This is a genomic window from Mycobacterium sp. SMC-13 (genome assembly GCF_045311035.1).
In the GTDB taxonomy this organism is placed as follows: Bacteria; Actinomycetota; Actinomycetes; order Mycobacteriales; family Mycobacteriaceae; genus Mycobacterium.
In genome coordinates, this window is record NZ_JBJIAI010000010.1 from 181,981 (window position 1) to 203,964 (window position 21,984).

The 21,984-nt window shown below is 65.9% G+C and carries 27 protein-coding genes, 1 tRNA gene and 1 pseudogene; 12 read left to right on the forward strand and 17 right to left on the reverse strand.

The window, feature by feature from the left end; genetic code table 11:
* The first annotated feature begins 10 nt into the window (after positions 1–10).
* Positions 11–754 carry a hypothetical protein gene (locus tag ACJH6I_RS16930; RefSeq protein ID WP_318986332.1) on the forward strand — a complete coding sequence of 248 codons (744 nt, stop codon included), beginning with the start codon at positions 11–13 and terminating at the stop codon, positions 752–754.
* Between the two features lie 99 nt (positions 755–853).
* Here the strand turns inward: ACJH6I_RS16930 and ACJH6I_RS16935 are convergent, their stop codons facing one another.
* The 5 genes from ACJH6I_RS16935 to ACJH6I_RS16955 all read right to left on the reverse strand — a co-directional run bounded on the left by ACJH6I_RS16935 (position 854) and on the right by ACJH6I_RS16955 (position 3,251).
* Positions 854–1,168 carry a flagellar hook-length control protein gene (locus tag ACJH6I_RS16935; RefSeq protein WP_318986333.1) on the reverse strand — a complete coding sequence of 105 codons (315 nt, stop codon included), beginning with the start codon at positions 1,166–1,168 and terminating at the stop codon, positions 854–856.
* Entirely contained in the window at positions 1,165–1,581 is a 417-nt protein-coding gene (locus ACJH6I_RS16940) for a hypothetical protein (RefSeq protein WP_318986334.1), read from the reverse strand. Before ACJH6I_RS16940 ends, ACJH6I_RS16935 begins: the two co-directional genes overlap by 4 nt.
* Positions 1,582–1,644: 63 nt before the next feature.
* A complete protein-coding gene (locus tag ACJH6I_RS16945; protein WP_318986335.1) occupies positions 1,645–1,974 on the reverse strand; it encodes a hypothetical protein in 330 nt (109 codons plus the stop codon).
* Positions 1,971–2,171, reverse strand: a complete 201-nt coding sequence (locus ACJH6I_RS16950; protein WP_318986336.1) for a hypothetical protein — start codon at positions 2,169–2,171, stop codon at positions 1,971–1,973. Before ACJH6I_RS16950 ends, ACJH6I_RS16945 begins: the two co-directional genes overlap by 4 nt.
* A gap of 60 nt (positions 2,172–2,231) precedes the next feature.
* Positions 2,232–3,251 carry an AAA family ATPase gene (locus ACJH6I_RS16955; RefSeq protein WP_406784306.1) on the reverse strand — a complete coding sequence of 340 codons (1,020 nt, stop codon included), beginning with the start codon at positions 3,249–3,251 and terminating at the stop codon, positions 2,232–2,234.
* A 165-nt stretch (positions 3,252–3,416) separates the two neighbouring features.
* On the opposite strand from ACJH6I_RS16955, the gene ACJH6I_RS16960 reads away from it, so the two are divergent.
* The gene (locus tag ACJH6I_RS16960) at positions 3,417–3,593 is read left to right on the forward strand and encodes a hypothetical protein (RefSeq protein WP_406784307.1); all 177 of its coding nucleotides are present in this window, start codon (positions 3,417–3,419) and stop codon (positions 3,591–3,593) included.
* Positions 3,594–3,892: 299 nt separating this feature from the next.
* Here ACJH6I_RS16960 and ACJH6I_RS16965 read toward each other — a convergent pair whose 3' ends face one another.
* Entirely contained in the window at positions 3,893–4,108 is a 216-nt protein-coding gene (locus ACJH6I_RS16965) for a DNA-binding protein (protein ID WP_318986339.1), read from the reverse strand.
* A 120-nt stretch (positions 4,109–4,228) separates the two neighbouring features.
* Between ACJH6I_RS16965 and ACJH6I_RS16970 the strand changes: the two genes are divergently transcribed.
* The gene (locus ACJH6I_RS16970) at positions 4,229–4,789 is read left to right on the forward strand and encodes a helix-turn-helix transcriptional regulator (RefSeq protein WP_318986340.1); all 561 of its coding nucleotides are present in this window, start codon (positions 4,229–4,231) and stop codon (positions 4,787–4,789) included.
* A 3-nt stretch (positions 4,790–4,792) separates the two neighbouring features.
* A complete protein-coding gene (locus tag ACJH6I_RS16975; RefSeq protein ID WP_318986341.1) occupies positions 4,793–6,013 on the forward strand; it encodes a site-specific integrase in 1,221 nt (406 codons plus the stop codon).
* 25 nt (positions 6,014–6,038) lie between these two features.
* Here ACJH6I_RS16975 and ACJH6I_RS16980 read toward each other — a convergent pair.
* Positions 6,039–6,115 (reverse strand) — tRNA-Leu (locus tag ACJH6I_RS16980).
* A 107-nt stretch (positions 6,116–6,222) separates the two neighbouring features.
* Here ACJH6I_RS16980 and ACJH6I_RS16985 point away from each other — a divergent pair.
* The 6 genes from ACJH6I_RS16985 to ACJH6I_RS17010 all read left to right on the forward strand — a co-directional run bounded on the left by ACJH6I_RS16985 (position 6,223) and on the right by ACJH6I_RS17010 (position 12,179).
* Complete coding sequence (locus ACJH6I_RS16985) at positions 6,223–6,852, forward strand: ANTAR domain-containing response regulator (protein ID WP_212814026.1); 630 nt, start codon at positions 6,223–6,225, stop codon at positions 6,850–6,852.
* Between the two features lie 207 nt (positions 6,853–7,059).
* Entirely contained in the window at positions 7,060–8,274 is a 1,215-nt protein-coding gene (locus tag ACJH6I_RS16990; RefSeq protein WP_212814028.1) for a branched-chain amino acid ABC transporter substrate-binding protein, read from the forward strand.
* A 93-nt stretch (positions 8,275–8,367) separates the two neighbouring features.
* Positions 8,368–9,405 carry a branched-chain amino acid ABC transporter permease gene (locus tag ACJH6I_RS16995; protein ID WP_318986342.1) on the forward strand — a complete coding sequence of 346 codons (1,038 nt, stop codon included), beginning with the start codon at positions 8,368–8,370 and terminating at the stop codon, positions 9,403–9,405.
* Positions 9,402–10,595 carry a branched-chain amino acid ABC transporter permease gene (locus ACJH6I_RS17000; RefSeq protein WP_406784308.1) on the forward strand — a complete coding sequence of 398 codons (1,194 nt, stop codon included), beginning with the start codon at positions 9,402–9,404 and terminating at the stop codon, positions 10,593–10,595. Before ACJH6I_RS16995 ends, ACJH6I_RS17000 begins: the two co-directional genes overlap by 4 nt.
* On the forward strand, positions 10,592–11,437 hold the full coding sequence (locus ACJH6I_RS17005; RefSeq protein WP_061006305.1) for an ABC transporter ATP-binding protein: 846 nt from the start codon (positions 10,592–10,594) through the stop codon (positions 11,435–11,437). The genes ACJH6I_RS17000 and ACJH6I_RS17005 overlap by 4 nt, the downstream gene beginning before the upstream one ends.
* Positions 11,424–12,179, forward strand: a complete 756-nt coding sequence (locus ACJH6I_RS17010) for an ABC transporter ATP-binding protein (RefSeq protein WP_133427719.1) — start codon at positions 11,424–11,426, stop codon at positions 12,177–12,179. Before ACJH6I_RS17005 ends, ACJH6I_RS17010 begins: the two co-directional genes overlap by 14 nt.
* Positions 12,180–12,356: 177 nt before the next feature.
* Here ACJH6I_RS17010 and ACJH6I_RS17015 read toward each other — a convergent pair whose 3' ends face one another.
* The 9 genes from ACJH6I_RS17015 to ACJH6I_RS17055 form a co-directional block, all read right to left on the reverse strand.
* Positions 12,357–12,866 (reverse strand): O-acetyl-ADP-ribose deacetylase, encoded by a 510-nt coding sequence (locus ACJH6I_RS17015; protein ID WP_406784309.1) that lies wholly within the window; start codon positions 12,864–12,866, stop codon positions 12,357–12,359.
* Between the two features lie 58 nt (positions 12,867–12,924).
* Entirely contained in the window at positions 12,925–14,277 is a 1,353-nt protein-coding gene (locus tag ACJH6I_RS17020; protein WP_406784310.1) for a hypothetical protein, read from the reverse strand.
* A 101-nt stretch (positions 14,278–14,378) separates the two neighbouring features.
* Positions 14,379–15,170: a hypothetical protein gene (locus tag ACJH6I_RS17025; protein ID WP_406784311.1), complete on the reverse strand. Its 792-nt coding sequence runs from the start codon at positions 15,168–15,170 to the stop codon at positions 14,379–14,381.
* A gap of 13 nt (positions 15,171–15,183) precedes the next feature.
* Positions 15,184–15,657 (reverse strand): hypothetical protein, encoded by a 474-nt coding sequence (locus ACJH6I_RS17030; protein ID WP_406784312.1) that lies wholly within the window; start codon positions 15,655–15,657, stop codon positions 15,184–15,186.
* Positions 15,654–16,175, reverse strand: coding sequence for a hypothetical protein (locus ACJH6I_RS17035; protein WP_406784313.1), 522 nt, complete (start codon positions 16,173–16,175; stop codon positions 15,654–15,656). Before ACJH6I_RS17035 ends, ACJH6I_RS17030 begins: the two co-directional genes overlap by 4 nt.
* Positions 16,172–16,864 (reverse strand): hypothetical protein, encoded by a 693-nt coding sequence (locus tag ACJH6I_RS17040; RefSeq protein ID WP_406784314.1) that lies wholly within the window; start codon positions 16,862–16,864, stop codon positions 16,172–16,174. The genes ACJH6I_RS17035 and ACJH6I_RS17040 overlap by 4 nt, the downstream gene beginning before the upstream one ends.
* Before the next feature lie 144 nt (positions 16,865–17,008).
* Positions 17,009–17,230, reverse strand: coding sequence for a DUF167 domain-containing protein (locus tag ACJH6I_RS17045; RefSeq protein WP_406784328.1), 222 nt, complete (start codon positions 17,228–17,230; stop codon positions 17,009–17,011).
* Between the two features lie 78 nt (positions 17,231–17,308).
* The gene (locus ACJH6I_RS17050; RefSeq protein WP_020103273.1) at positions 17,309–18,511 is read right to left on the reverse strand and encodes a lipid-transfer protein; all 1,203 of its coding nucleotides are present in this window, start codon (positions 18,509–18,511) and stop codon (positions 17,309–17,311) included.
* Positions 18,508–18,948 (reverse strand): Zn-ribbon domain-containing OB-fold protein, encoded by a 441-nt coding sequence (locus ACJH6I_RS17055; RefSeq protein WP_406784329.1) that lies wholly within the window; start codon positions 18,946–18,948, stop codon positions 18,508–18,510. The genes ACJH6I_RS17050 and ACJH6I_RS17055 overlap by 4 nt, the downstream gene beginning before the upstream one ends.
* A gap of 119 nt (positions 18,949–19,067) precedes the next feature.
* On the opposite strand from ACJH6I_RS17055, the gene ACJH6I_RS17060 reads away from it, so the two are divergent.
* Together ACJH6I_RS17060 and ACJH6I_RS17065 are read left to right on the forward strand one after the other, a co-directional pair.
* Positions 19,068–19,634, forward strand: coding sequence for a TetR/AcrR family transcriptional regulator (locus ACJH6I_RS17060; RefSeq protein WP_406784315.1), 567 nt, complete (start codon positions 19,068–19,070; stop codon positions 19,632–19,634).
* Positions 19,631–20,849, forward strand: a pseudogene (locus ACJH6I_RS17065) (FAD-dependent monooxygenase). Before ACJH6I_RS17060 ends, ACJH6I_RS17065 begins: the two are co-directional and overlap by 4 nt.
* Here the strand turns inward: ACJH6I_RS17065 and ACJH6I_RS17070 are convergent.
* Positions 20,844–21,983: an FAD-dependent monooxygenase gene (locus ACJH6I_RS17070; protein WP_406784316.1), complete on the reverse strand. Its 1,140-nt coding sequence runs from the start codon at positions 21,981–21,983 to the stop codon at positions 20,844–20,846. The pseudogene ACJH6I_RS17065 and the gene ACJH6I_RS17070 overlap by 6 nt on opposite strands.
* Position 21,984: the final 1 nt, after the last annotated feature.

Genomic DNA, 21,984 nt, shown 5'->3' on the forward strand with positions numbered 1-21,984 from the left:
TCAGCAACGCATGCACAGCGTCACATTCATCGGAACAGTGTCGCCCGAACAGGGCTGTTGGTGGATCGAAAACACATTCACGTTGGCGCACGGCCTCGATACGGTCCAGATCAGCGTCCAGAACTCTGCATTCAACGTGCATGTCACCACCCCTGACGGGCCGCCGGACGCCATCTGGGCAGACCGCGTTTGGCGCCGCACTGAGGTCATCGTGCGATCAGCTCTCGATTCCTTGGGCTTCCACCGCGGAGCGTCCCTTGACATCAAGTTGGTCAGCGGCATCGTCGACAACGGTGCCGGCCGCGTCTATCTGGCGATCCACAGGCCGGCCTTCGTCACCCCCAGTGAAGATGATCAAACCCCAGCAGATGTGCTGGGACCCTTCGTCGTAACCGCTAGTCGTCATCCTTCGGTACGGCTCGCACTGGCCGACATTCGTGAGGCGATGCGGCTGACCGAGGACTGCGCGTTCTACTGCTTTCGTGCGATCGAAAGCATGCGGCAGCATTTTCTCCCCGACGGTGAAGACGACCGGGCCGCGCGTGAGGAGTCTTGGGGCAAGCTGCGAGACGTTCTCGACGTTGACCGGGCGCCGATCGACGAGATACGACTCGCGGCCAACGCCCGGCGCCACGGTGGGACCGCGGAGAACTTTGATGCGGAGCAGGCCGGTAAGTACGTGCTGACTACGCGGGGGTGGATGGCCCGATTTGTTGAGCACGTTACTGGTGAGGACGCCAAGGTGAATATCTAACTCACCGAGGGCAACCCACCTGCGTCAGTATCGTTGCAGGTCAGCGGGTTTCAAACCAATGGCGCGGGCAGTGCGCCCACGCCTTTGGCTACACATTGGCTACTCATCTTCGTCGTCGGCGCCCTCAGCCAACGCGCGCTCGATCCACGAACGACCCTCGCACCGGCGCATCACCGCGACCCATTCGGCGAGCTCGTTGGCCGGGATACCGCCCATGCCCAGCACCTTGCGCGCCACCTGGCACTGCAAGTCCCACAACGCATCCCCAGGTCCGGCCACCCTCTCGAACAGTGCGCGGCATTGCTCGACAGCTGGGCCCTCGACCTCAGCCGCGGTAATACGGCCGGCAGCGAGGTCCTCAGCCACCTGCATAACGGCAGCGATCGCGCGCTTCGTGTCCTCGGCAGTGCTCATCGGGTAATTCCTTTCGGTTCCTCAACTACTTCGGCATCGATCACAGCCATGAGTCGCTCTCTTGCGGCTGCCACGATTTCGACTGCCGTCTGGTCCAACTTGACGTTGACTTGAACGTTCTCGCTTCCGATTCCAAACAACCGCGCCAGCTCCGCATCCGCCCGGGTGATCGAGTCGACCAGTTGCGCAACCGTCCGATAGTCGCCGGCCTTGAAAGCAGCAGACAGAGACGCATAGGCAATGCTGAGCGAATGCCGTTTGCGGGCAACGATTTCGTCAGCTGCGGCCTGCGCGCTGGGAAGGGGATTGCGGGCGGCGTAGCGCTTGACGGCCGTCTGTGCCGCACCCACCGACCGATACCCGCACCGCTCCGCAACCTTGCTCCACGAGAGACAGGCGACGTTCCGCAGCACGTAGGCCTCCTCGGCTCGGCGCCGCGATTCGGGGAGTGGCATCACTTGGGCCATACCGCAGTCCTACCGCAGTCCGGTGTTTTCGCTGGTGGGCGTTGCGGGTGGGCTGGGCGTTTGCATCCAGGTGATGCCGGCGTTGTCGGTCCAAATGTGTGCGTTGTGTTCCTTTTTGGCGAAGTAGCTGGCGATGCTGAGGACGTTTAGTGCGGCGCCGTGTGCACGGGCTTCCTCAGTTCGTTGGTAGGCCTGTTGGTGCCATTTCTGGGGGAGGTTTTCGGCGTCCACGTTGTCTGGGATGTCGTCTGGGTGCACGCCGAGGAGGAGGGCGACTGCGTAGACGGAGAGTATGTGTTCGCCATTGGTGATGGTGGCGAGTGCGGTGGGGTTCTTCACGGGTGTTGTCTCCGTTGCTTTTTGGTGAGTTCGGCGTTGGCTTTGTCGACTTGTTCGGCGAGCTCCATGGCGGTGAGGGCGCCGCCGTGTCGTAGGGCGTAGGCGGCGGCGGTTTGTACTTCGTGGGCCCGGGTGCCGGGTTTGTGCACTCGGCTGAAGAACTGGCGGCATAGTTCGATGTCGTGGTCGTCTGGCATGGGTCCTCCTATATATGTGTGGTGTCTGTTGTGTTTGTTCTGTCTGTTTGCTTCATACGGTTAAGACGTTTCAGACACCCCCATATAGGTGCCGCGTGAGACCTTGGCGATGCGCTCCGCATCGGCCAGTCGGCGAAGGTAGGTTCCGGCATCGTTTTGGGTTATCCCGATCTTGGCGGAGATGTCGGCGGCGGTGGTGATCAGACCTTCTCGGGTGCGGGCGTTGACGACGTTGAGGATGTCCGCGGACCGATCGCCGAGATTGCCTCGTTCCCTCAGGGTTTGGGCTGCGTCGCTCGCGGCGTTTAGATCACGTCCGTTGAGCAACCATGCCCCGGCCTGGACGGTGAGGGCGTATTCGCCTTCGGGGGCGTCGCGGCCGGTGAGCTGGAGGGTGGCTTCGGTGCTGTTACGGGGCCGCTTCAGCACCAAGACGTAGTCGGCGGAGCCAGCGAGGCCTTGGGTGCCTGACAGCGCGTCGATGAAGTCATCGGAGTGCGCCTTTCGGGTGTGATGGACGCCCAGGAGCGCGGAGCCGGGGAAGGCGTCGACGCATTGCTTGAGTTCGACGCCGGCCGCGTAGTCGGCCAAGTACGGGTCTTCTCCGTTTCTGCGTTGCCGTCTGGCCCGGCCGAGTGTGTCGAGGACGACCAAGCCGTTGGGGTATTGCTGCAACCACGCTGAGATGGTGGGCACCAACAGGTTTGGGCCGACCTGAGTGAGTAGATGCAGCTTGTACGGGGGTATCTCGGTACCCCACAGGGTGGTGATTCGGCTTTGGAGCCGCCGTTGTGAGTCCTCGAGCGCCAGGAGGAGCACAGGCCGCTGAGCGCATTCGATTTGGCCGAGTGCTCGGCCGCCGCCGGCTACGGCGAGGGCGATGCCGAGTGTGAGCCAGGATTTGCCGAGTTTCGGTGGGCCGGCGACGATCCCGAAGCCCTCGAAGATGATGCCGGGGACAAATTCGGTCAGGTCTGGGAAGTGTTCGTGGGAGAGTTCGGCGGCGGTGACGATGCCGGCGAGGAGTGAGTCCGTGGTGTCGGGCTCTGTGGTGGTCATGGTGCTCCAGGGGTCGTCCAAGGCCTGGGGGAATGGGGATGACGCGGGGGTTAGACAGCGGCGGTTCGTAGGACGCACGGGACGCGCCGGAGCCGTCCTCGGATGTCGACACACCATTGGTTGGGGCCGGCGCCGCACATGGGGCAGTCGCGACGGTGGGCGCCGTTGATCTGGTAAGCGGCCCAGATGGGTGCTCGAGTCACTGAGCTGCCCGGTTCACGCGACGACTCCGTCAGTCAGCTGGTGAAGGTGTTGAGCGAGCCGACGATCATGGCCGCCGCGACGCCAGAGCGCTTGGAGTACTTCGATTTCGAGCAGGGGCGTGTGGCCCTGTGCCAGGAGGTGGCGGGCAGCGCTGGCTGAAGCGTCGACCCAGCGATCGGTGAGCGGTGGGTCGGTGCAGTCGCACGCCCAGGGATCGCGGCAGCCGCAGTCCAGTGGCTGCGAGCGGGCCGCGGCGTCGCGCCGGCGACGGATCAGGCTGCGGACGTCTTGGGGCGCTTGTGTACGAGTGCACGGCACCCATACCAGCGATGTGCCCGGCTTGATGTCGGCCCGCGCGCTATTATCGGAGCTATCGACGTGGTGGTCGTGGTGGGTGCCGGTTTCCTGTGCGGGGGCCGGCACTTCGCTTTCCGGCGGCCCTGTCACGTGCTCGCTCATCATGCGCTCTCAGGCGTGACGGTGTTCGCCTTGAGGTACGCCAGCACTGCAGCCTTGCGGTACAACACTTTTCGGCCATGTCGCACGAACGGGATGCCTCGGCCCAGGTAACGGTCATCGGCGAGGCTGGCGGTTGTCGTCCGCAGCACTGGCGCGAGTTCCTTGGGCAGCATCAGCTCCGGCAAGTCTTGCAGTTCGTCCCGGCAGGTAGTCACTAGTCCTCCATCTTTGATCGCATATGCGATAAATCTGATCGGTGTAACTACATCTTTATCATTGCTCGTCGGTGAGATCAAGTATCGACAGGAATCTTCATCTTTGATACATTCGGCTGTGTGGCAGGGAAGAAATCGGAGCTGGGTCCCAGTGGGACCGCGGTGTGGCACAACGTCCAAAGGCTGCGCGAGAAACAACGCTTGAGCTATGCCGAGCTGAGCAGGAACCTCGCCGAGATGGGGCGTGAGATACCGCCGCTCGGCCTTCGCCGGATCGAATCAGGGGAGAGGCGCGTCGACGCTGACGATCTCGTCGCGCTCGCGATCGCCTTGGGCGTAACGCCGGCAACGCTGCTAATGCCTTCTGCTGCAACCGATGACGTCGAAGTTGAGGTCACCGGACCTGCGATGGCGGTATCTGCTGTCAGGCTGTGGAACTGGCTGGTGGCCAGGCAGCCGCTGGACGGCTCCACGGATAGCGACGTCGGCGACTCTGCGGATGACGCGGCCGTGAAGTTCATGCGATGGATGCAGTGGGCGGTGGAAGTGCACCCAGACTGGATGGTCGGTGACCTCGCCGAAGCGGTGAAGCGGGGTCTGCCCGAAGGTCGTGCGCGGACGGTGTTCGAGTCTGGGGTTCCATCTCGCCGCATCGCCAACCGGCGTGGCAGGGAGAGCTGATCCATGGCCAGCATCACGAAGTACTCCACGGCAACCAAGGGCGACCTATGGCTGGTGCAGTACCGCACGCCAGAGGGGCGGGTGACGAAGCGCCGCGGCTTCGCGACGAAAAAGCAGGCGCAGGACTTCGAGGCCACAACGCGCGTCAGCAAGATGCGCGGCGAATACATCGACGCGAATGCGGCCAAGGTCACCATCGGCGAGCTCGGACCTGAGTGGCTGGCGAGCCGCACACACCTCAAACCTTCGTCTGCCCGCGTTGAAGAATCGGCGTGGAGGGTCCACGTCGAACCCCGTTGGGGCAAAACGAAACTCGCGAACCTGAAGCACAGCGCGGTCAAGTCCTGGGTGGCGGAGATGACCAAGGCTGGCAGCGGACCCGTCACTGTCACCAGGTCCTTCAATGTCCTGGCGGGAATCCTCGATGAAGCTGTGAAGGACCGGAGGCTGCTGACAAACCCGGCCCGCGGAGTGAAGCTGCCCCGCAAAGTCAAGGGCGAGCATCACTACTTGACCGACGAGCAGGTGATGGCCCTCGCTGTCGAGGGCGGACCCGACAAGGGTGTCATCGTCCTGGTGCTCGCGTACTGCGGACTGCGGTGGGGTGAGCTGGCCGGTCTGCATGTCGCTGACGTCGACATGCTCAAGCGGCGTATCCACGTGCGGCGCAACGCAGTCGGTGTCGGTACCGAGATCATTGTCGGCACGCCGAAGACCCACGAGCGACGCACAGTGCCGCTTCCGAAGTTTCTCGTCGAGCTGCTCGCGCCGGTATGCCAGGGGAAGGGCCGTGACAGCATCGTTTTCCCGGCTGCCGACGGTGACTATGCGAAGTCGCCGGGTATCAGGAGCTGGTTCGATTACGCGGTCCAGCGCTGCATCACCGCGGCGGACAAGGCGCGCGCTGCGGAACGTCTGGCCCATCCGAAACTCGATCCGGTCACGCCTGTGTTTCCGCGGATCACCCCGCACGACCTCCGACATACTGCCGCGTCGCTCGCGGTGTCGGCCGGGGCGAACGTGAAGGCGGTTCAGAAGATGCTGGGCCACGCTTCGGCCGCGATGACGCTGGACACGTATGCCGACCTCTTTGACCGTGACGCGGAGGCTGTTGCCGATGCGCACGACCAGCGTCTAGCTGGGTTTTCGTTCGCCGCGAATGTAGCCAAAATGCAGCCAAAGGGGGTGAGCGAAACCAGATTCCAGCTGCCAATAAGTTCCTGACCTGCAAGAACATTCGCAAATGTTTTGGTGCCCTCGGTGAGATTCGAACTCACACTGCACGGGTTTTGAATCCGTTTCCTCTGCCAGTTGGGATACGAGGGCGTCGCACCCGTTGACCGGGTGCGGTGTACCACCATAGTTGATGTGATTCTCAGGGCCCGCCGCGCCCCGAGGTCGCTTCATCGGACCGCTCACGCGACAATATGGGGATGACCGGGTCAACATCTGATGTCGCACCGCGCCGAGTCCTCGTGGCCGAGGATGAGGCGCTCATCCGGCTGGACCTGGCGGAGATGCTCCGCGAGGAGGGCTACGAGATCGTCGGCGAGGCCGGCGACGGCCAGGAGGCCGTCGAGCTCGCCGAGCAGCTCAAGCCTGACCTGGTGATCATGGATGTGAAGATGCCGCGCCGCGACGGCATCGACGCCGCCTCCGAGATCGCCGCCAAGCGCATCGCGCCCATCGTGATCCTGACCGCGTTTTCCCAGCGTGAGCTGGTCGAACGGGCCCGCGATGCAGGTGCCATGGCCTACCTGGTCAAGCCGTTCTCCATCACGGATCTGGTGCCGGCCATCGAGGTTGCGGTGAGCCGCTTCGGTGAGCTGACAGCGCTGGAGAAGGAAGTCCTGTCGCTGTCCGACCGGCTCGAGACGCGCAAGCTCGTCGAGCGCGCCAAAGGTATCCTGCAGACCAAGCAGGGCATGACCGAACCCGAGGCGTTCAAGTGGATTCAGCGGGCGGCCATGGACCGTCGCACCACGATGAAACGCGTCGCCGAGGTCGTCGTCGAGACGCTGGATCCGCCGGCCGCGGAAGCGACAGAACCGTCAGCCGGCTGAGTCCCGCAGGCGCGTCCCGTTAACTCTGTGTTTCCGGCCGCAGCATTTACACAGGTCCGATGAAGACAACGTCGGCCAGCATCGCTCAACAGCGCGTATAGCCGCGCCGTGTTGGTTACTGTCTACGCGAAGCAGCGGATGTCGGCCCCACCTGCGAAGAGTGCAGGCCGCGTCCGGTGCCACGTAACCATGACCCGGAGGTGAAGCGTGCGCAGTCGCGTAGCTCGGAATGCTCTTGCAGTCGGCAGTGCCGGTCTGATCGTGTTCGGTCTGGCGGGATGCAGCCAGTCTGATCCGAAGCAGAGCGGCGCGGCCGGCTCGAATCTCAAGATCGTCGAACAGGTGCAGATCGACGAGAACGGTGCCGAGGTCAAGGGCGCCGCCGGCGCGACTCCTGCCGATCCCGCCGGTGACGGCAAGGCCACCTGCCCGCCGGTGAACATCGCCATGGCGGGCGCGCTGAACGGCCCCGACGCCGCACTGGGCATCAACATCAAGGACGGCGTGCAGCTCGCCATCGACAAGCACAACGCGGCCAACCCCGGCTGCCAGGTGACGCTCAAGACCTTCGACACCGAGGGTGACCCGCAGAAGGCGACGGGCATCGCGCCGCAGATCGTCGACGACAAGTTCACCATCGGCCTGGTCGGCCCCGCCTTTTCCGGCGAGACCAAGGCCACCGGCACCGTCTTCGACCAGGCCGGCCTCGTCGCCGCCACCGCCTCGGCCACCAATGTCACGCTGAGCGAGAACGGCTGGAAGACCTTCTTCCGCGGCCTGGCCAACGACGGCGTGCAGGGCCCGTCGGTTGCGAACTACCTGAAGAACACGCTCAATTACAAGAAGGTCTGCGTCGTCGACGACAGCACCGACTACGGCCTGGGCCTGGCCACGGCCGTGCGCACCACGCTGGGACCGGTCGCCGACTCGGCGTGCAACATCTCGGTCAAGAAGGGCGACAAGGACTTCTCGGCGGCCGTCACCCAGATCAAGGGTGCCGCGCCCGACGCGATCTTCTACAGCGGCTACTACGCCGAGGCCGCGACGTTCGCTCAGCAGCTCAAGGACGGCGGCGTCACCGCGACGTTCGCCAGCGCCGACGGCACGAAGGACCCCGAGTTCGTCAAGCAGGGCGGCGAGGCGACGAAGGGCGCCATCCTGTCCTGCCCGTGCGGCCCGGCGAGCAAGCAGTTCGCCGAGGAATACACCAAGAAGTTCGGCCAGGAGCCCGGCACGTACAGCACCGAGGGCTATGACCTGGGCACCATCCTGGTCAAGGGCATCGACTCGGGTGCCGTCACCCGGCCCGCGCTGCTGGACTTCGTGACCAAGTACGAAGGTCAGGGCGTGGCCCGCAAGTACCAGTGGAACAACAAGGGTGAGCTGACCACCAACCTGATCTGGATCTACAAGGTCCAGTAGGAATCTGCAGACGACGACGCGTCCGGACCCCGTGCCGGGCGCGTCGTCGTTCCTGGACTCTCACCACCGCGATAACCGAGGAGCCGCCACCCGATGACACCCGACTGCGTCGGCCACTACGTGTGCACCGCGGCCAACATCAATTTCAACGTCGACAACCTGGTGAACGGGTTCTGGCAGTTGACGATTGACGGGTTGTCGTGGGGTGCGATCTATGCCCTCGTCGCCGTCGGCTACACCCTGGTGTTCGGCGTGCTGCGACTGATCAACTTCGCGCACTCGGAAATCTTCATGCTCGGCATGTTCGGCGCGTACTTCGCGCTGGAGATCATTCTCGGGTTCAAGCCCAGCGGAAACGCCTACAACCTGGGCGTCGGGTTGACCATCTTCTACCTGGGCGTCGCCATGGTGGTCGCGATGCTGGTCTCCGGCGCCGCGGCCGTCGGGCTGGAGGTCGTGGCCTACCGGCCGCTGCGCCGCCGCAATGCGCGCGGGCTGACGTTCCTCATCACCGCCATCGGCATGTCGTTCGTCCTCCAGGAATTCGTGCACTTCGTGCTGCCGAAGATTCTGAAGGGCTTCGGCGGCAGCAATGCCCAGCAGCCGATCATCCTGGTACAACCCAAGACTCAGTTCACGCTCTTCAGCGCGAACATCTCGAACGTCACCATCGTCATCGTCGTGGCCGCCATCGTGCTGGCGCTGCTCACCGACATCGCGCTCAACCGCACCAAGTTCGGCCGCGGCATCCGCGCCGTCGCGCAGGACCCGACGACCGCAACCCTCATGGGCGTGTCCCGGGAACGCATCATCATGACGACGTTCCTCATCGGTGGCCTGCTGGCCGGTGCCGCGGCTCTGCTCTTCACCTTGAAGGTGCCGCAGGGCATCATCTACTCGGGCGGCTTCCTGTTGGGAATCAAGGCATTCTCGGCCGCGGTGCTCGGCGGTATCGGCAACCTGCGGGGCGCCCTGCTCGGTGGGTTGATCCTCGGCATCATGGAGAACTACGGCCAGGCGTTCTTCGGCACCCAATGGCGCGACGTGGTGGCGTTCGTCCTCCTCGTGCTGGTGCTGTTGGTCCGTCCCACCGGAATACTCGGTGAAAGTCTCGGGAAGGCACGCGCATGAGCGGGCAGCATCGAAACGACGGCGTAGCCCGGTACCTGCTGGCACCCGGCGACCAGATCCGCCGATGGTGGGATCAACAGTCGAGACCGGCGAAGTGGTCCTTCGGCGTTCTCGTGTTCGTTCTGGTGGCGTACCTGCCGCTGCACACCCCGTCGTTCCTCAACACACCCGGCATCAGCTTCGGCGGCACCATGGCGCAGTTCGCGATGGTGGCGATCATCGCGATCGGCCTCAATGTCGTTGTGGGTCAAGCCGGATTGCTCGACCTCGGCTATGTCGGGTTCTACGCCGTCGGTGCCTACACCGTCGCGCTGCTGACCAGCCCCGACAGCCCCTGGAACCAGGTCGGGGTCGACGGGTTCCTCGACAAGGACTGGGCCTGGCTGGCCTGCGTCCCCCTGGCCATGGCGGTCACCGCCATGGCCGGCCTGGTGCTGGGCATCCCGACACTGCGGTTGCGCGGCGACTACCTCGCCATCGTCACGCTCGGGTTCGGCGAAATCATCCGGCTGCTGGCCGACAACCTCTCCGACCTGACCAACGGTGCCCGCGGCCTCAACCAGATCGCCTATCCGCGACTGGGGGAGACGGACAAACTCCCGACGGGCGTGTTCTCGAGCGGTAACTCCGCCGGCGCCGCCAACTACGGCACGTGGTGGTTCTGGCTGGGGCTGGTGCTCATGATCGGCATCCTGCTGCTCGTCGGCAACCTGGAACGCAGCCGCGTCGGGCGGGCGTGGGTCGCCATCCGCGAGGACGAGGACGCCGCAGAAGTCATGGGTGTCAACACGTTCAAGTTCAAGCTGTGGGCGTTCGTCATCGGCGCGGGCATCGGCGGCCTGTCGGGCGCGCTGTATGCCGGTCAGGTGCAGTACGTCGCGCCGCCCACCTTCAACATCATCAACTCGATGCTGTTCCTGTGCGCGGTGGTCCTCGGCGGGCAGGGCAACAAACTCGGCGTGATCGTCGGTGCGTTCATCATCGTGTACCTGCCCAACCGGCTGCTCGGGGTGCATGTGCTCGGCATCAATCTCGGCGACCTAAAGTACCTGTTCTTCGGCCTGGCTCTGGTGGTGCTGATGATCTTCCGGCCGCAGGGTCTGTTCCCGGTGCGCCAGCAGCTGCTGTCGTACGGCAAGTCGGCGCGGGCGTTGTTGCGCAATGCCGACGAATCGAAGGCGGCGGCATGAGCGACATCTTCGAGCCCGCGCCAGACGAGGAACTGGCCGCCCTGCACCGTGACGTACAGGTCGCCGAGGGCGAGAAGCTCTTGGCCACAACCGATCTCACGGTCAAGTTCGGCGGGCTCACCGCGCTCGATGCGGTGACGTTCGATATCCGGCGCGGCGAGATTCTCGGTCTCATCGGCCCCAACGGCGCCGGCAAGACCACCTGCTTCAACGCGATCACCGGTGTGTACCGGCCGTCGTCCGGCTCGGTGATGTTCGACGGCGCGCCGCTCGGCAAGATCAAGCGCCACGAGATCACCCGGCGCGGCATCGCGCGCACCTTCCAGAACATCCGGCTGTGGGGCGAGATGACGGCGCTGGAGAACGTCGTCGTCGGCACCGACGCCCGGCACAAGACGTCGGTCCCGGGCGCACTGCTGCGCACCGCCCGGCACCGCCGCGAGGAACGCGACGCCATCGAGCGTGCCGCGGCGCTACTGCAATTCGTCGGGATCGCGCACCGCGGCGAGGAAAAAGCGCGGAACCTGTCGTACGGCGACCAGCGCCGGCTGGAGATCGCCCGGGCGCTGGCCACCGAGCCGAAACTGCTGTGCCTGGACGAGCCCGCCGCCGGCTTCAACCCGAGCGAGAAGTCCGCACTCATCGAACTGATCCACGCGATCCGGGAGGACGGCTACACCGTGCTGCTGATCGAACACGACATGCGACTGGTCATGGGCGTCACCGACCGCATCGTGGTGCTCGAGTTCGGGCGCAAGATCGCCGAAGGCCTGCCTGCCGAGATTCGCGAGGACCCCAAGGTCATCGCCGCTTACCTGGGGGTGCCCGATGACGAGCTCTGAATCCGTCGACCTCGACCCGCGGCCGGTGTTGCTGGAGGTCCGCGACGCCGTCGTCCACTACGGCAGAATTCAAGCGCTGCATGGTGTTTCGCTGGTCGTGCGGGAGGGCGAACTCGTCACCCTGCTCGGCTCCAACGGTGCGGGCAAGACCACCATGATGCGGGCCATCTCCGGCCTGCGGCCACTGACGTCGGGTTCGGTGTGGTTCGACGGTCAGGACGTCTCCAAGGTCAAGGCGCACCAACGGGTCACGAAGGGTCTCATCCAGGCCCCCGAGGGCCGCGGGGTCTTCCCCGGCATGACGGTGGTCGAGAACCTGGAAATGGGCTGTTACGGACGCAAATTCGAGTCCAAGCACGACCACGACGAGCGGCTCGACTGGGTGCTGACGACGTTCCCGCGGCTGGCCGAACGGCGGACGCAGGCCGGCGGCACGCTGTCCGGTGGCGAGCAGCAGATGCTGGCGATCGGCCGCGCGTTGATGGCCCGGCCCAAGGTGCTGCTGCTCGACGAACCGTCGATGGGGCTGGCGCCCATGGTCATCTCGCAGATCTTCCGGATCATCTCCGAGATCAACAGCCAGGGCACCACGGTGCTGTTGGTCGAGCAGAACGCGCAACAGGCGCTGAGCCGGTCCGATCGGGCCTACATCCTGGAGACCGGCGCCGTCACCCGTAGCGGCAATGCCCGCGATCTGCTGAAGGACGACAGCATCCGAGCCGCCTACCTCGGCGTCGCCTGAATGTCCGCCCCGCCTTGATTCTGTATCCAGGGCGCATTTGTTCGAGTGAGGTGCGCCGTCACGTAGGGGTCAACGGTTCTGGGCGCTGAACTTGAGTTGACCCTGCGCTGAGGGTCTTCGCTACTCGGAGTCTTGGTGCGCCAGCGCAATGTCAACGCAACCACCGGGCCCGGACGACTACCTCGAGTCTGACGCCAGCCGTCCGTTGATCCGCGCGAAAATGCTGTCGTTAAATGCCACGAATCTGACGTCGGCCACCTGAGCGGGGCTCGCAGCAACTGTCTCGACCGCAATCGCGATCGCGTCGTCCAGCGGCCAGCCGTAGATACCCGCGCTGATCAACGGGAACGCCACGCTCTGCGTACCCAGCTCGTCGGCGACATCGAGGGAACGCCGGTAGCAGGACCGCAGCAACTCCGGATCGCGTTGGCCCGCGCGGTAATTCGGCCCGACGGTGTGGATCACCCACCGGGCCGGGAGATTGCCCGCGGTGGTCCAGCCGGCGTCGCCGGTCGCCAGGCCGTGCGGGAAGCGCTCGATGCAGTCCTGGAGTACCGCGGGCCCGCCGGCCCGGTGAATGGCGCCGTCCACGCCGCCGCCACCGCGCATCGCGTTGTTGGCGGCGTTGACGATCGCGTCGACATCCTGCTGCGTGATGTCGCCGAGGACGGCGGTGATGCGGGGCATGACCCTACTGTCCTGCCGCGACTACCGGCATTGTTGAGGATTCGCGAATATGGTGCCTTCAGGCGGTTACACCGTTGAGTTGGGTGTCCGAGTACTGCACCAGTGAGGTGTTGACTTTGACGACGCCGCCGTCTCTGGAGTCCATCGACCACAGGGTCTGGCAGCTGGACGGGTCGACAGCGTTTTCGGTGATGTGCCCGGCCTCGCCCATGGTGCCTGACAGGATGGTTTTGCCGTCGGAGGCGACGTAGCCGCGCAGGTTCAGGTCGGCGCAGGTGCGCAGAATGCTGGCGGTGGCCAGATCGATCTGCTTCCACGGGTTTTCTTTGGCGGTGTTCTCGATGCCGGCGGTGTCCGAGACGTACATCTTGTCGCCGATGATCATCGTCCGGGTCTTACTTGGCTCGCCTTGCGAGGGCAGATCGGCGATCTTCTTGCCGGTGGCGTCGAAGACCAGCCACCGCATCTGGTCCGGGGCCTTGGGGTTGCCGTACTGGACGACCAGCAGCGCGCCGCGGCTGATGACCTGCCAAGCGCCGCGACCGGCGCCAACGGTGAAGTGCGACAGTTCTTTTCCAGCGTTGTCGTAGAACGTGATTCGGCCCTCGGGATCGCTGGCGCTGCGGCCCGGTACCGCGTAACCGCCGTCGTATACCCACGGCCGGGCGGTCAGTTTGTCGACGATGACCGCGCCGTCACTGACCGAGTACACCAGGTAGGTTCCATCGGGTCGGTCACCGACCACCAGCCGCTGCGGGGGGATGTCGCGGGACCAGAAGGTGTCGTCGCTGGCCTTGCCGCTGCCGGGCACGAACCAGGTCTTCTCCCCGGAGGAGCCGATGCCGTACCAGCCGGTGCCGGGTACGGCGACCACCGGGTATTGGCCGACCTTGTACACGCTCATCGTGTCGCCGTTGACGATGTCGGTGGGGCCGTTGTAGGTCACGTTGCCGGTGTGGCTGTCGAGCACCCACGCCCACGGATGTGAATCGGCCACGGCGGCGTTCTGTCGGCCGAGGCAGGTGAGCTGGTCTGGGCCGTTGATGTAGCAGCCCGCCACGCTGCCCGATAATTCGACGCCACTGAACAGGATCGCGCCGGTGCGGGGGGTGAACGAGTAGACCCAGGAGGTGCCAGGTCCGGCTGGGTCCGGGTGGGCGGGGTAGGCCAGCGCGAACGCCCGGTCCTCGACGCTGCCGGGCAGGATGCCCTGCTTCAGGTCCGGGGCGTGGACCACTTCGGCGAGTTTGATCGTCCACGACGGTTTCGGCGTCGTGGTGGGGATCGCGACCAGCAGGTCCGCCGGAGTCCCCACCGTCGGCGCGGATGAGCGACCGGAACCGTTTCCCGAAGTGCCGCAACCGGCGAGAACCAACGCCGCCAGAATCCCGACGACCGCACGACCTCTCACACCATCCCCCCTCTGGATGTTTCGTGATTTCGAGTATTGCACCGCGAACGTGAAAATTGCTTGCCACATGGACAATTCGGCCGACACCAGCGTCGGCAGCGCTAGCAGCGCAAACCTTCGACTCCGACAAATACGCCGCCGAACCTGGCTTCGCCCATGTGGCAGGGCCGGCCGTCGACCGAGACCAGGCCATCATGGGTGACTTGTGCGCAGACGCTGCGGTCATCCGCGTGCACCGCCTCAAATCCGCCCGACCAGCGCGTGTTGTAGCCGCTGACGATTCGGCCATCCGTGCAGACGGTCTTGGCGTAGCAGTCGTCGCAAACGCTGGTGTACTGCCGGTACGTTCCGATCGCGGGAAGCTTGCAGAGCGGACATGGATGTGCCGCTTCGTGTTCCGCGGGTATCGCAGTCAGCCAGTCCGCGGCAGCCAGACTTCGCAGCGCCGCAGCCTCGGTGGATTCGCTTGTACACCTTCGCAATCGGATGAGCACCGTATCGGCTCTCGGGATATTGGCGACGCCGAGACGCTCCGACTCGGGTAAGTCGCCGACACTCACGGCGCCGCGCACCAGGGCGGCGATGGCAGCGCGATGCCACTCGCTGACATCTTCCGGCCGAAGTGGTCGATGCTGGTGCTGGGTGTGACGCCAGAATTCCTCGATTTTCGCCCGTCTGCCTGCGGTAGTTCCCGGATCGATCGTCCACGTGCGGCCGCCATGGATGTTGCAGATGAACATCCCGCGGTCGCAGCGAAATGCGTAGCCGCCGTTGAGTTCATCATCGTTGAACTCGTCGTGGGTCACCTCCACGACCGACGATGGATCATCTGCCCAGTCCACCGCGAGCGCGTGAACCTTCGCGCGGTCGACGGGGCCTTCGATCGCCTTCATCATTACCGCCCTGTCAACCCAGCGACGGTGGGTCGGTGATGTCGCACAAGCGAAGTTCCTCGTCTTCGACGGCGAAGTGGAACACCTTGCCGTTGTCGCTGGCGCCCGGACGGAAGAAGAACACCAACATCGACCAGCCGGAGGCGGTGTCCTCGGTGAAGTCGCCGAACCCGAGAATCTCGATCGGCGAGCCGGGCGCTCCGACCTGGGCCAGGCGTTTACCGGCGTCGGTGTCCCGACCGGACGCCGCGCACGTCAGCGCACGCACGTTCGCGCCCTGGCGGTCGCCGACCTGATGCGCCCACAACCGCACGGTGCTCTGAGCGACGGCTTCACCTTGCTCGCGCGGCATCGCCGCCGCCGCGGCGATGGGCCGCACCGTCACCCGCTCGTGGGTCAGTGTGAATCCGACTGCCGCACAAAGCATTACCACCGCGACGATCGCGGTCAGCAGCGGCCAGCGGTACCCGGCCGGTCGGGGTGTCATGAGATCGCCCCACATACCTTGAGCTCATCGTCCTCGTACACCAGCACGTACGTATCGCCGAAGAAGTTGTTGGCGCCGATCGCGGCGTGCTGTCGTCCGGTCGGGGAGAGCCCGATCTGCCGGTACATCACGTCGATCTGGGCGCCGTCGCGGGTCTTGGCATACCGGAAGAACCCGTCGATGTGGTCGCGGGCCTCGACCCGATACCCGGTTGGGTCGAGGATCGTCGGCAGGTCCCGGGCGATGGTGCCGGTGGGGTTGGCGCACGTCAGCTGCCGCACCTTCGCCGCGTCGCCACTGTCGGCGGCCTGAAGCCACGCGGTCACCACCTGCTGGGCGTGCAGCTGGTCGGCCGACGGCGCGGGTGTCGGGGTGAGTCCAGCGCGCGGCGCCGGCCATACCGTCACTGCCACCACCACGATGGCCGCGATCAACGCCACCACGGCCACCGCCCACAGCGCCCAACGGCCGGCCCGGCTCGCGCCGGCCGACCCAGGCAATTCTGCGTCGCTGCTCATCGGTTGCGGAATGCGTCGAGCCCGATGTCCGGGCGGTAGTGCCGAAGCCAGGCGCCGATGGTGCCGTCGATCCAGTCGCGTTCGAACTCAGACGGGAAGATCAGGGCGTTGGGGGTGTGGGCAACCTCGCCGGCGGCCAGCCGGGACCCGTTACGGTCATCGTGCATCTTCAGCACCCGCGGCGACGCGCCCGGTGCGGCCGCCACCGTGCCGTCGCCGAGGATGCCCCACGCGCGCACCGAATGCGCGATGGCCTTGGCCGCATTGGCGACGCCGGCTACCGGCGAGACGATCGGACCCTTCGACTGTGCAGCGAAACTGACCGGTTCCAAATCGATTCGGGTGATGCCGCCCCAAGGGATGTCGACCACCGTGGCTCCGTCGACGCGACGCAGACCGGCAGGGGAGAGCGTCAGGCGCTTGTGTTGCCGGTACTCGGTGTTCAGCTGCCGCCGCTTCTGCCGATACATCAGGGTCGGTACCGCGACGGCCGCCAGCATGCTCAACGGGTAGTAGATGGCCGGCGAGTGTGGCATCAACAGCCCCAGGATCAGCAGAGCCAGAATCAATACCCCGGCCGCCATCATCACAAGCACCGGGAGGAACCGCACCAACGTCCGGTCGGCCTGCTCGATGCTGCCCAACTCGACCGGCTGCTGGAAATCCGCTGATGGCTGGGCGTCACTCATCTGTCGTCCACCCCTGCTCCCACTGCGACCCTCCCCGGTCAGGGCGTGCTGAAGCGCCCCGCACTGTCCGGTGGCCCGACCCACTCAGACTTGCTGTCAGCAGGCTACCGGTAATCGGCGACTCGATGTCCTGGGACTACGCAGTTACTCGTCGATCCGAAACCGCTTGATGCGGGCCGCGCCGCCGGACACCAACTCGACCCGTGACTTCGGCACCTCGAAATGCTCGGCCAGCACGCGGATCACCGCGGTGTTTGCCTTGCCGTCGACCGCCGGTTCGCGGACGTAGACGACCAGCGTGCCGTCGTCGTCGGTCTCGACCAACGGACCCTTGCGGCTGCCCGGCTTGACCCGGACCGAGATCATCACCGGCCCAGCGTGCAGAAAATCCCGGGGAATCGGAAATTCCCCGGGATTTTCTTCACGTTCAGCGGCTCGGAAACGTCAGCGCGCGACGATCACCGACGAACCGTGGCCGAACAGGCCCTGGTTCGCGGTCACGCCCACGCGCGCACCTTCGACCTGGCGGCCGGTGGCCTGACCCTTCAGCTGCCAGGTCAGCTCACACACCTGCGCGATGGCCTGGGCGGGGATGGCCTCACCGAAGCACGCCAGACCACCCGACGGGTTGACCGGCACGCGGCCACCGATGGTGGTGGCACCGGAGCGCAGCAGCTGCTCGCCTTCACCCTTGGCGCACAGCCCCAGGTGCTCGTACCAGTCGAGCTCCAGCGCGGTCGACAGGTCATAGACCTCCGCGAGGTTGACGTCGTCGGGACCGATGCCGGCCTCGGCGTACGCCGCATCGAGGATCTGGTCCTTGAACACCCGTTCTGGTCCGGCGATGGCCGCGGTGGAATCCGTTGCGATGTCCGGCAATTCGGGCAGGTGCTGCGGGTACTGCGGGGTGACGGTGCTGATCGCGCGCACCGACGGCACACCGTCGAGCGAGCCGAGATGCTTACGCGCGAAGTCGGCGCTGGCCACGATCAGCGCGGCGGCGCCGTCCGAGGTGGCGCAGATGTCCAGCTGCCGCAGCGGGTCGGAGACGACCGGGCTGGCCAGCACGTCCTCGACCGAAGCCTCCTTGTGGTAGCGGGCATTCGGGTTGTTCAGGCCGTGCTTGGAGTTCTTCACCTTGATCTGGGCGAAGTCCTCGGAGGTGGCGCCGTACAGGTCCATGCGGCGGCGGGCCAGCAGGGCGAAGTACACCGGGTTCATGGCGCCCAGCAGGTGGAAGCGCTGCCAGTCGGGGTCGTTCTTGCGCTCGCCGCCGACCGGGGCGAAGGCGCCCTTGGGCGTGGTGTCGGCGCCGATGACCAGCGCGACGTCACAGAATCCGGCCAGGATGTGGGCGCGGGCGCTCTGCAGGGCCTGCGAACCGCTGGCGCATGCGGCGTAGGACGATGACACCGGCACGCCGTTCCAGCCCAGCTTCTGGGCGAACGTCGACCCGGCGATGAAACCGGGGTATCCGTTGCGGATGGTGTCGGCGCCGGCGACCAGCTGGATCTGACGCCAGTCCAGGCCGGCTTCGGCCAGCGCGGCCCGGGCAGCGACGACGCCGTACTCGGTGAAGTCGCGGCCCCACTTGCCCCACGGGTGCATGCCGGCACCGAGGATGTACAACGGCTCAGGCGTGCTCACTTCGCAATCTCCCAGGCATAGGTGGTGCGCTCGACACCGTCGGCATCGGTGTACAGCGGCATGGTGGTCAGTTCCATCTCCATGCCGACCTTGAGGTCCGCGGCGAGTGTGCCCTCGACGACCTTGCCCAGCACGATGAGGCCTTCTGCCTCCAGCTGGACGGCGGCGATGGCGAATGGCTCGAACGGGTCGGCGGCCGGATACGGCGCCGGCGGGGGATAGCGGTTCTCGGTGTAGCTCCACACTGTGCCGCGGCGCGACAATGCGACGGGCTCGAGCACGTCGCTGTCACACGCCGGGCTGGGGCAGTTGTTGGCGCGCGGCGGGAAAACGTAGGTCCCACACTGCGGGCACTTGGCCCCGATCAGGTGTGGCGCACCGTTTTCGTCGGTGTCCCACCAACCTTCAATTGCCGGCTGACTCCCGGCTTCCGTCACTCCTGGCACGAGCTCAGCGTAGCTGCCGATAGGCCAGAAACTGAAACGTGTTGCAGTTTTATCCCGGCAGCCGGGAAAAGCGCATTGAAGTGTACGAAACAGTTTCGTACACTTCGTTCATGGTTCGAGGTATGGAGCGGGAACAGGCGGTGCTCGCGGCGACGGCCGAGTTGCTCGTCGAGCGGGGTTACGCGGCATTGACCACCGACGCAGTGGCCGTGCGGGCGGGTGCCAGTAAGGCGACCATCTATCGCCGCTGGCCGAACAAGGCGCAACTGGTCCGGGCCACGCTCGACGCCGCGGACGCCGCCCGGAACGCGTCGATGCCCGATACCGGGGCGCTGCGCAGCGACCTGTTCGCCGTGATGGACGCTGTCGCAGCGAATGTCGCCGACCCGCTGACCCGGGTCACGGCGGAACTCGCGACGCTCATGCGGCACGACGAACAGCTTGCCGAGGCCATGCGCCAACACCTCGACAAAGAGGAGCTGTCGCCGTTCCATGACGCGCTGCAGCGCGCCATCGCGCGGGGCGACATCGCCGCCGACACCGACGTCGAACTGATCCACGATGTCGCAGAGGCGATGATCCTGCGGCAGATGCATCTCGACCGTCCCGTCGACGCCGCCTTCAGCACGCTGCTCGTCGACGACGTACTGCTGCCCCTGTTGGGCGGCGCCCGATGACTGTCGTGATCGCCGGCGCCGGGCCGACCGGACTGACCCTCGCCATCGAGCTGGCGCGCCGCGGCATACCGGTTCGCGTGCTGGACCGGGCGCGGGCGTTGTTTCCCGGCTCGCGCGGCAAAGGACTGCAACCGCGCACCCTCGAGGTGTTTGACGACCTGGGTGTCATCGGTGCGGTACTGGCGGCCGGTGAGACGTTTCCGCCCATGCGGCTGTACCGCGGCGCGGAGGTGGTCTGGACCAAACCGATCTACGAGCTGCTGGGCCTGCCCGAAGTGGCGGCCACGCCGGCCGTGCCGTATCCCTTCACGTGGCTGATCCCGCAATGGCGGACCGACCAGATCCTGGCCGCACGGTTCGTCGAACTCGGTGGGACCATCGAATTCGATACCGAGGTAACAGGTTTCGCGCAGAACGACGAGGGTGTGACCGTACAGACCGGTCGCGGCCCGATCCGTGCCGCCTACCTCGTGGGCGCCGACGGCGGTCGCAGCACGGTGCGCAAGGTGTCCGGCGTCGATTTTCTCGGCGGTGCGCTGACCGAGGAACGCATCATCGTGGGCGACGTCCGGGTGACCGGGGTCGACGGCAGGTGCTGTCACCTGCTGACGCGTGACGGTGACCAGGCCAAGCGGTTCTCGCTGTGGAACCTGCCGGGCAGCGAGCACTTTCAGCTGGTGGTGACGATGGCGCCAGGTGAGCAACCTCCGACGCTGACGCTTGCCGCGATGCAGGAACTGCTCGTACAGCGCTCGGGCCGGACTGATGTGGTGCTGTCGGACCTGCGGTGGATTTCGGAGTACCGCGTGAATCTGTTGATGGTGCAACAGTTCCGGATGGGCCGGGTGCTGCTGGCCGGCGACGCGGCCCACGTGCATTCACCGGCCGGGGGACAGGGCGTCAACACCGGCGTGCAGGACGCCTACAACCTCGCAGGCCGGCGACCGCGCACCCGACGGCCTGTTGCCCGACGGCCGCCGGCTGTTCGACGTCTTCCGCGGACCGCACTGGACGGTGCTCGAATTCGGGACAGCTGCAGCCGATTTCGGCGTCCCGCAAGTCCGCCTGAGCCCCGGGCCGGACTACGACGTGCCGGACGGCTCCTACGTCCTGGTCCGGCCCGACGGCCACATCGCGGCGATCACCGATCAGCCGGAAGCGATCCGCGAACAGCTGCGTCGCTTCGATCCGCTGCGGGCGGGCAGCCCGTCATGACCGGGTGCTCGTCGCGGTCTCGGCCCGGTACCGGGTGGTGACCCGCGCCAGATCCGCCGGCGCCCGAGATGCCCCCGCGACGTGCATCTCGCGGTTGGCGGCGATGACATCGGCGGTCTCGGCGCGCCGGGCCTGCTCGTAACTCCGGAGCCCGTCGAAGCCGTGGGCCGCCAGTTCGTCGGCGAGCACCCGCGCGTCCACGATCGACTGCGACGCACCGTTGGCCCCGACGGGGTACATCGGGTGCGCGGCGTCGCCGAGCAGCGTCACCAGACCCGCGCCCCAGTGTGGCAGCGGGTCCTTGTCGACCATGGGGTAACTGAACAGCGCCGGGCTGTGGCCGATCAGCGCATTCATGCCGAGCCAGTCGAGATCCCAGTCGGCGACGTGCGGCAGGACATCGTCGGCGGTCGCGGGTGCGTTCCACCTGGCGTCGCCGTCCACCGGGCCGGGCAGCCCGGTGGGCACCTGCAGTACCCAGTTCACCTGACCGCCGCCGATGGGATACGTGATGAGGTCAACCCCGTTGTCGGCCTTGACGATTGCCATGGTGTGCCCGTCGAGGAACGGCGTGATGTCACTGGCCCCGCGGTACATGATGATACCGGACGAGAGCAAGGGATCGGGGCCGCGATGCAGCGCCGCGCGCACGACGGAGTTGATGCCGTCGGCGCCGACGAGGGCCGAGCCCGCGACCGGGCCGGCCGCGGTGTCCACGACGACACCGTCGGCGCGCTGCCGGAATCCGGTGACGCCGCTGCCGGTGCGAACCGCGTCGGCGCCGAGACGTGCCCGCACCGCGTCGAGCAGCATCATCTGCAACCGCCCACGGTGCACCGACAGCTGCGGGTGGGCGTCGCCCGCAGCCAGTCCGCGGGGTTCGGTGAACAACAGCTCGCCGCGATGGGTGTAGAAGCGGATCGCTGACGGGGCCACGGCCATGGCGGTCAACGCGTCACCGAGGCCGAGCTCGGTGAGTTCGCGGACCGCGTGCGGCAGCAGGTTGATCCCAACGCCCAACGGCTGCAGGTCATTTGCGCGTTCCAGCACGAGTGCGTCGAAACCGCGCGCATGCAGCGTCAAGGCTGTGGTGAGTCCGCCGATACCGGCGCCGGCGATGAGTACTGGTGTCATG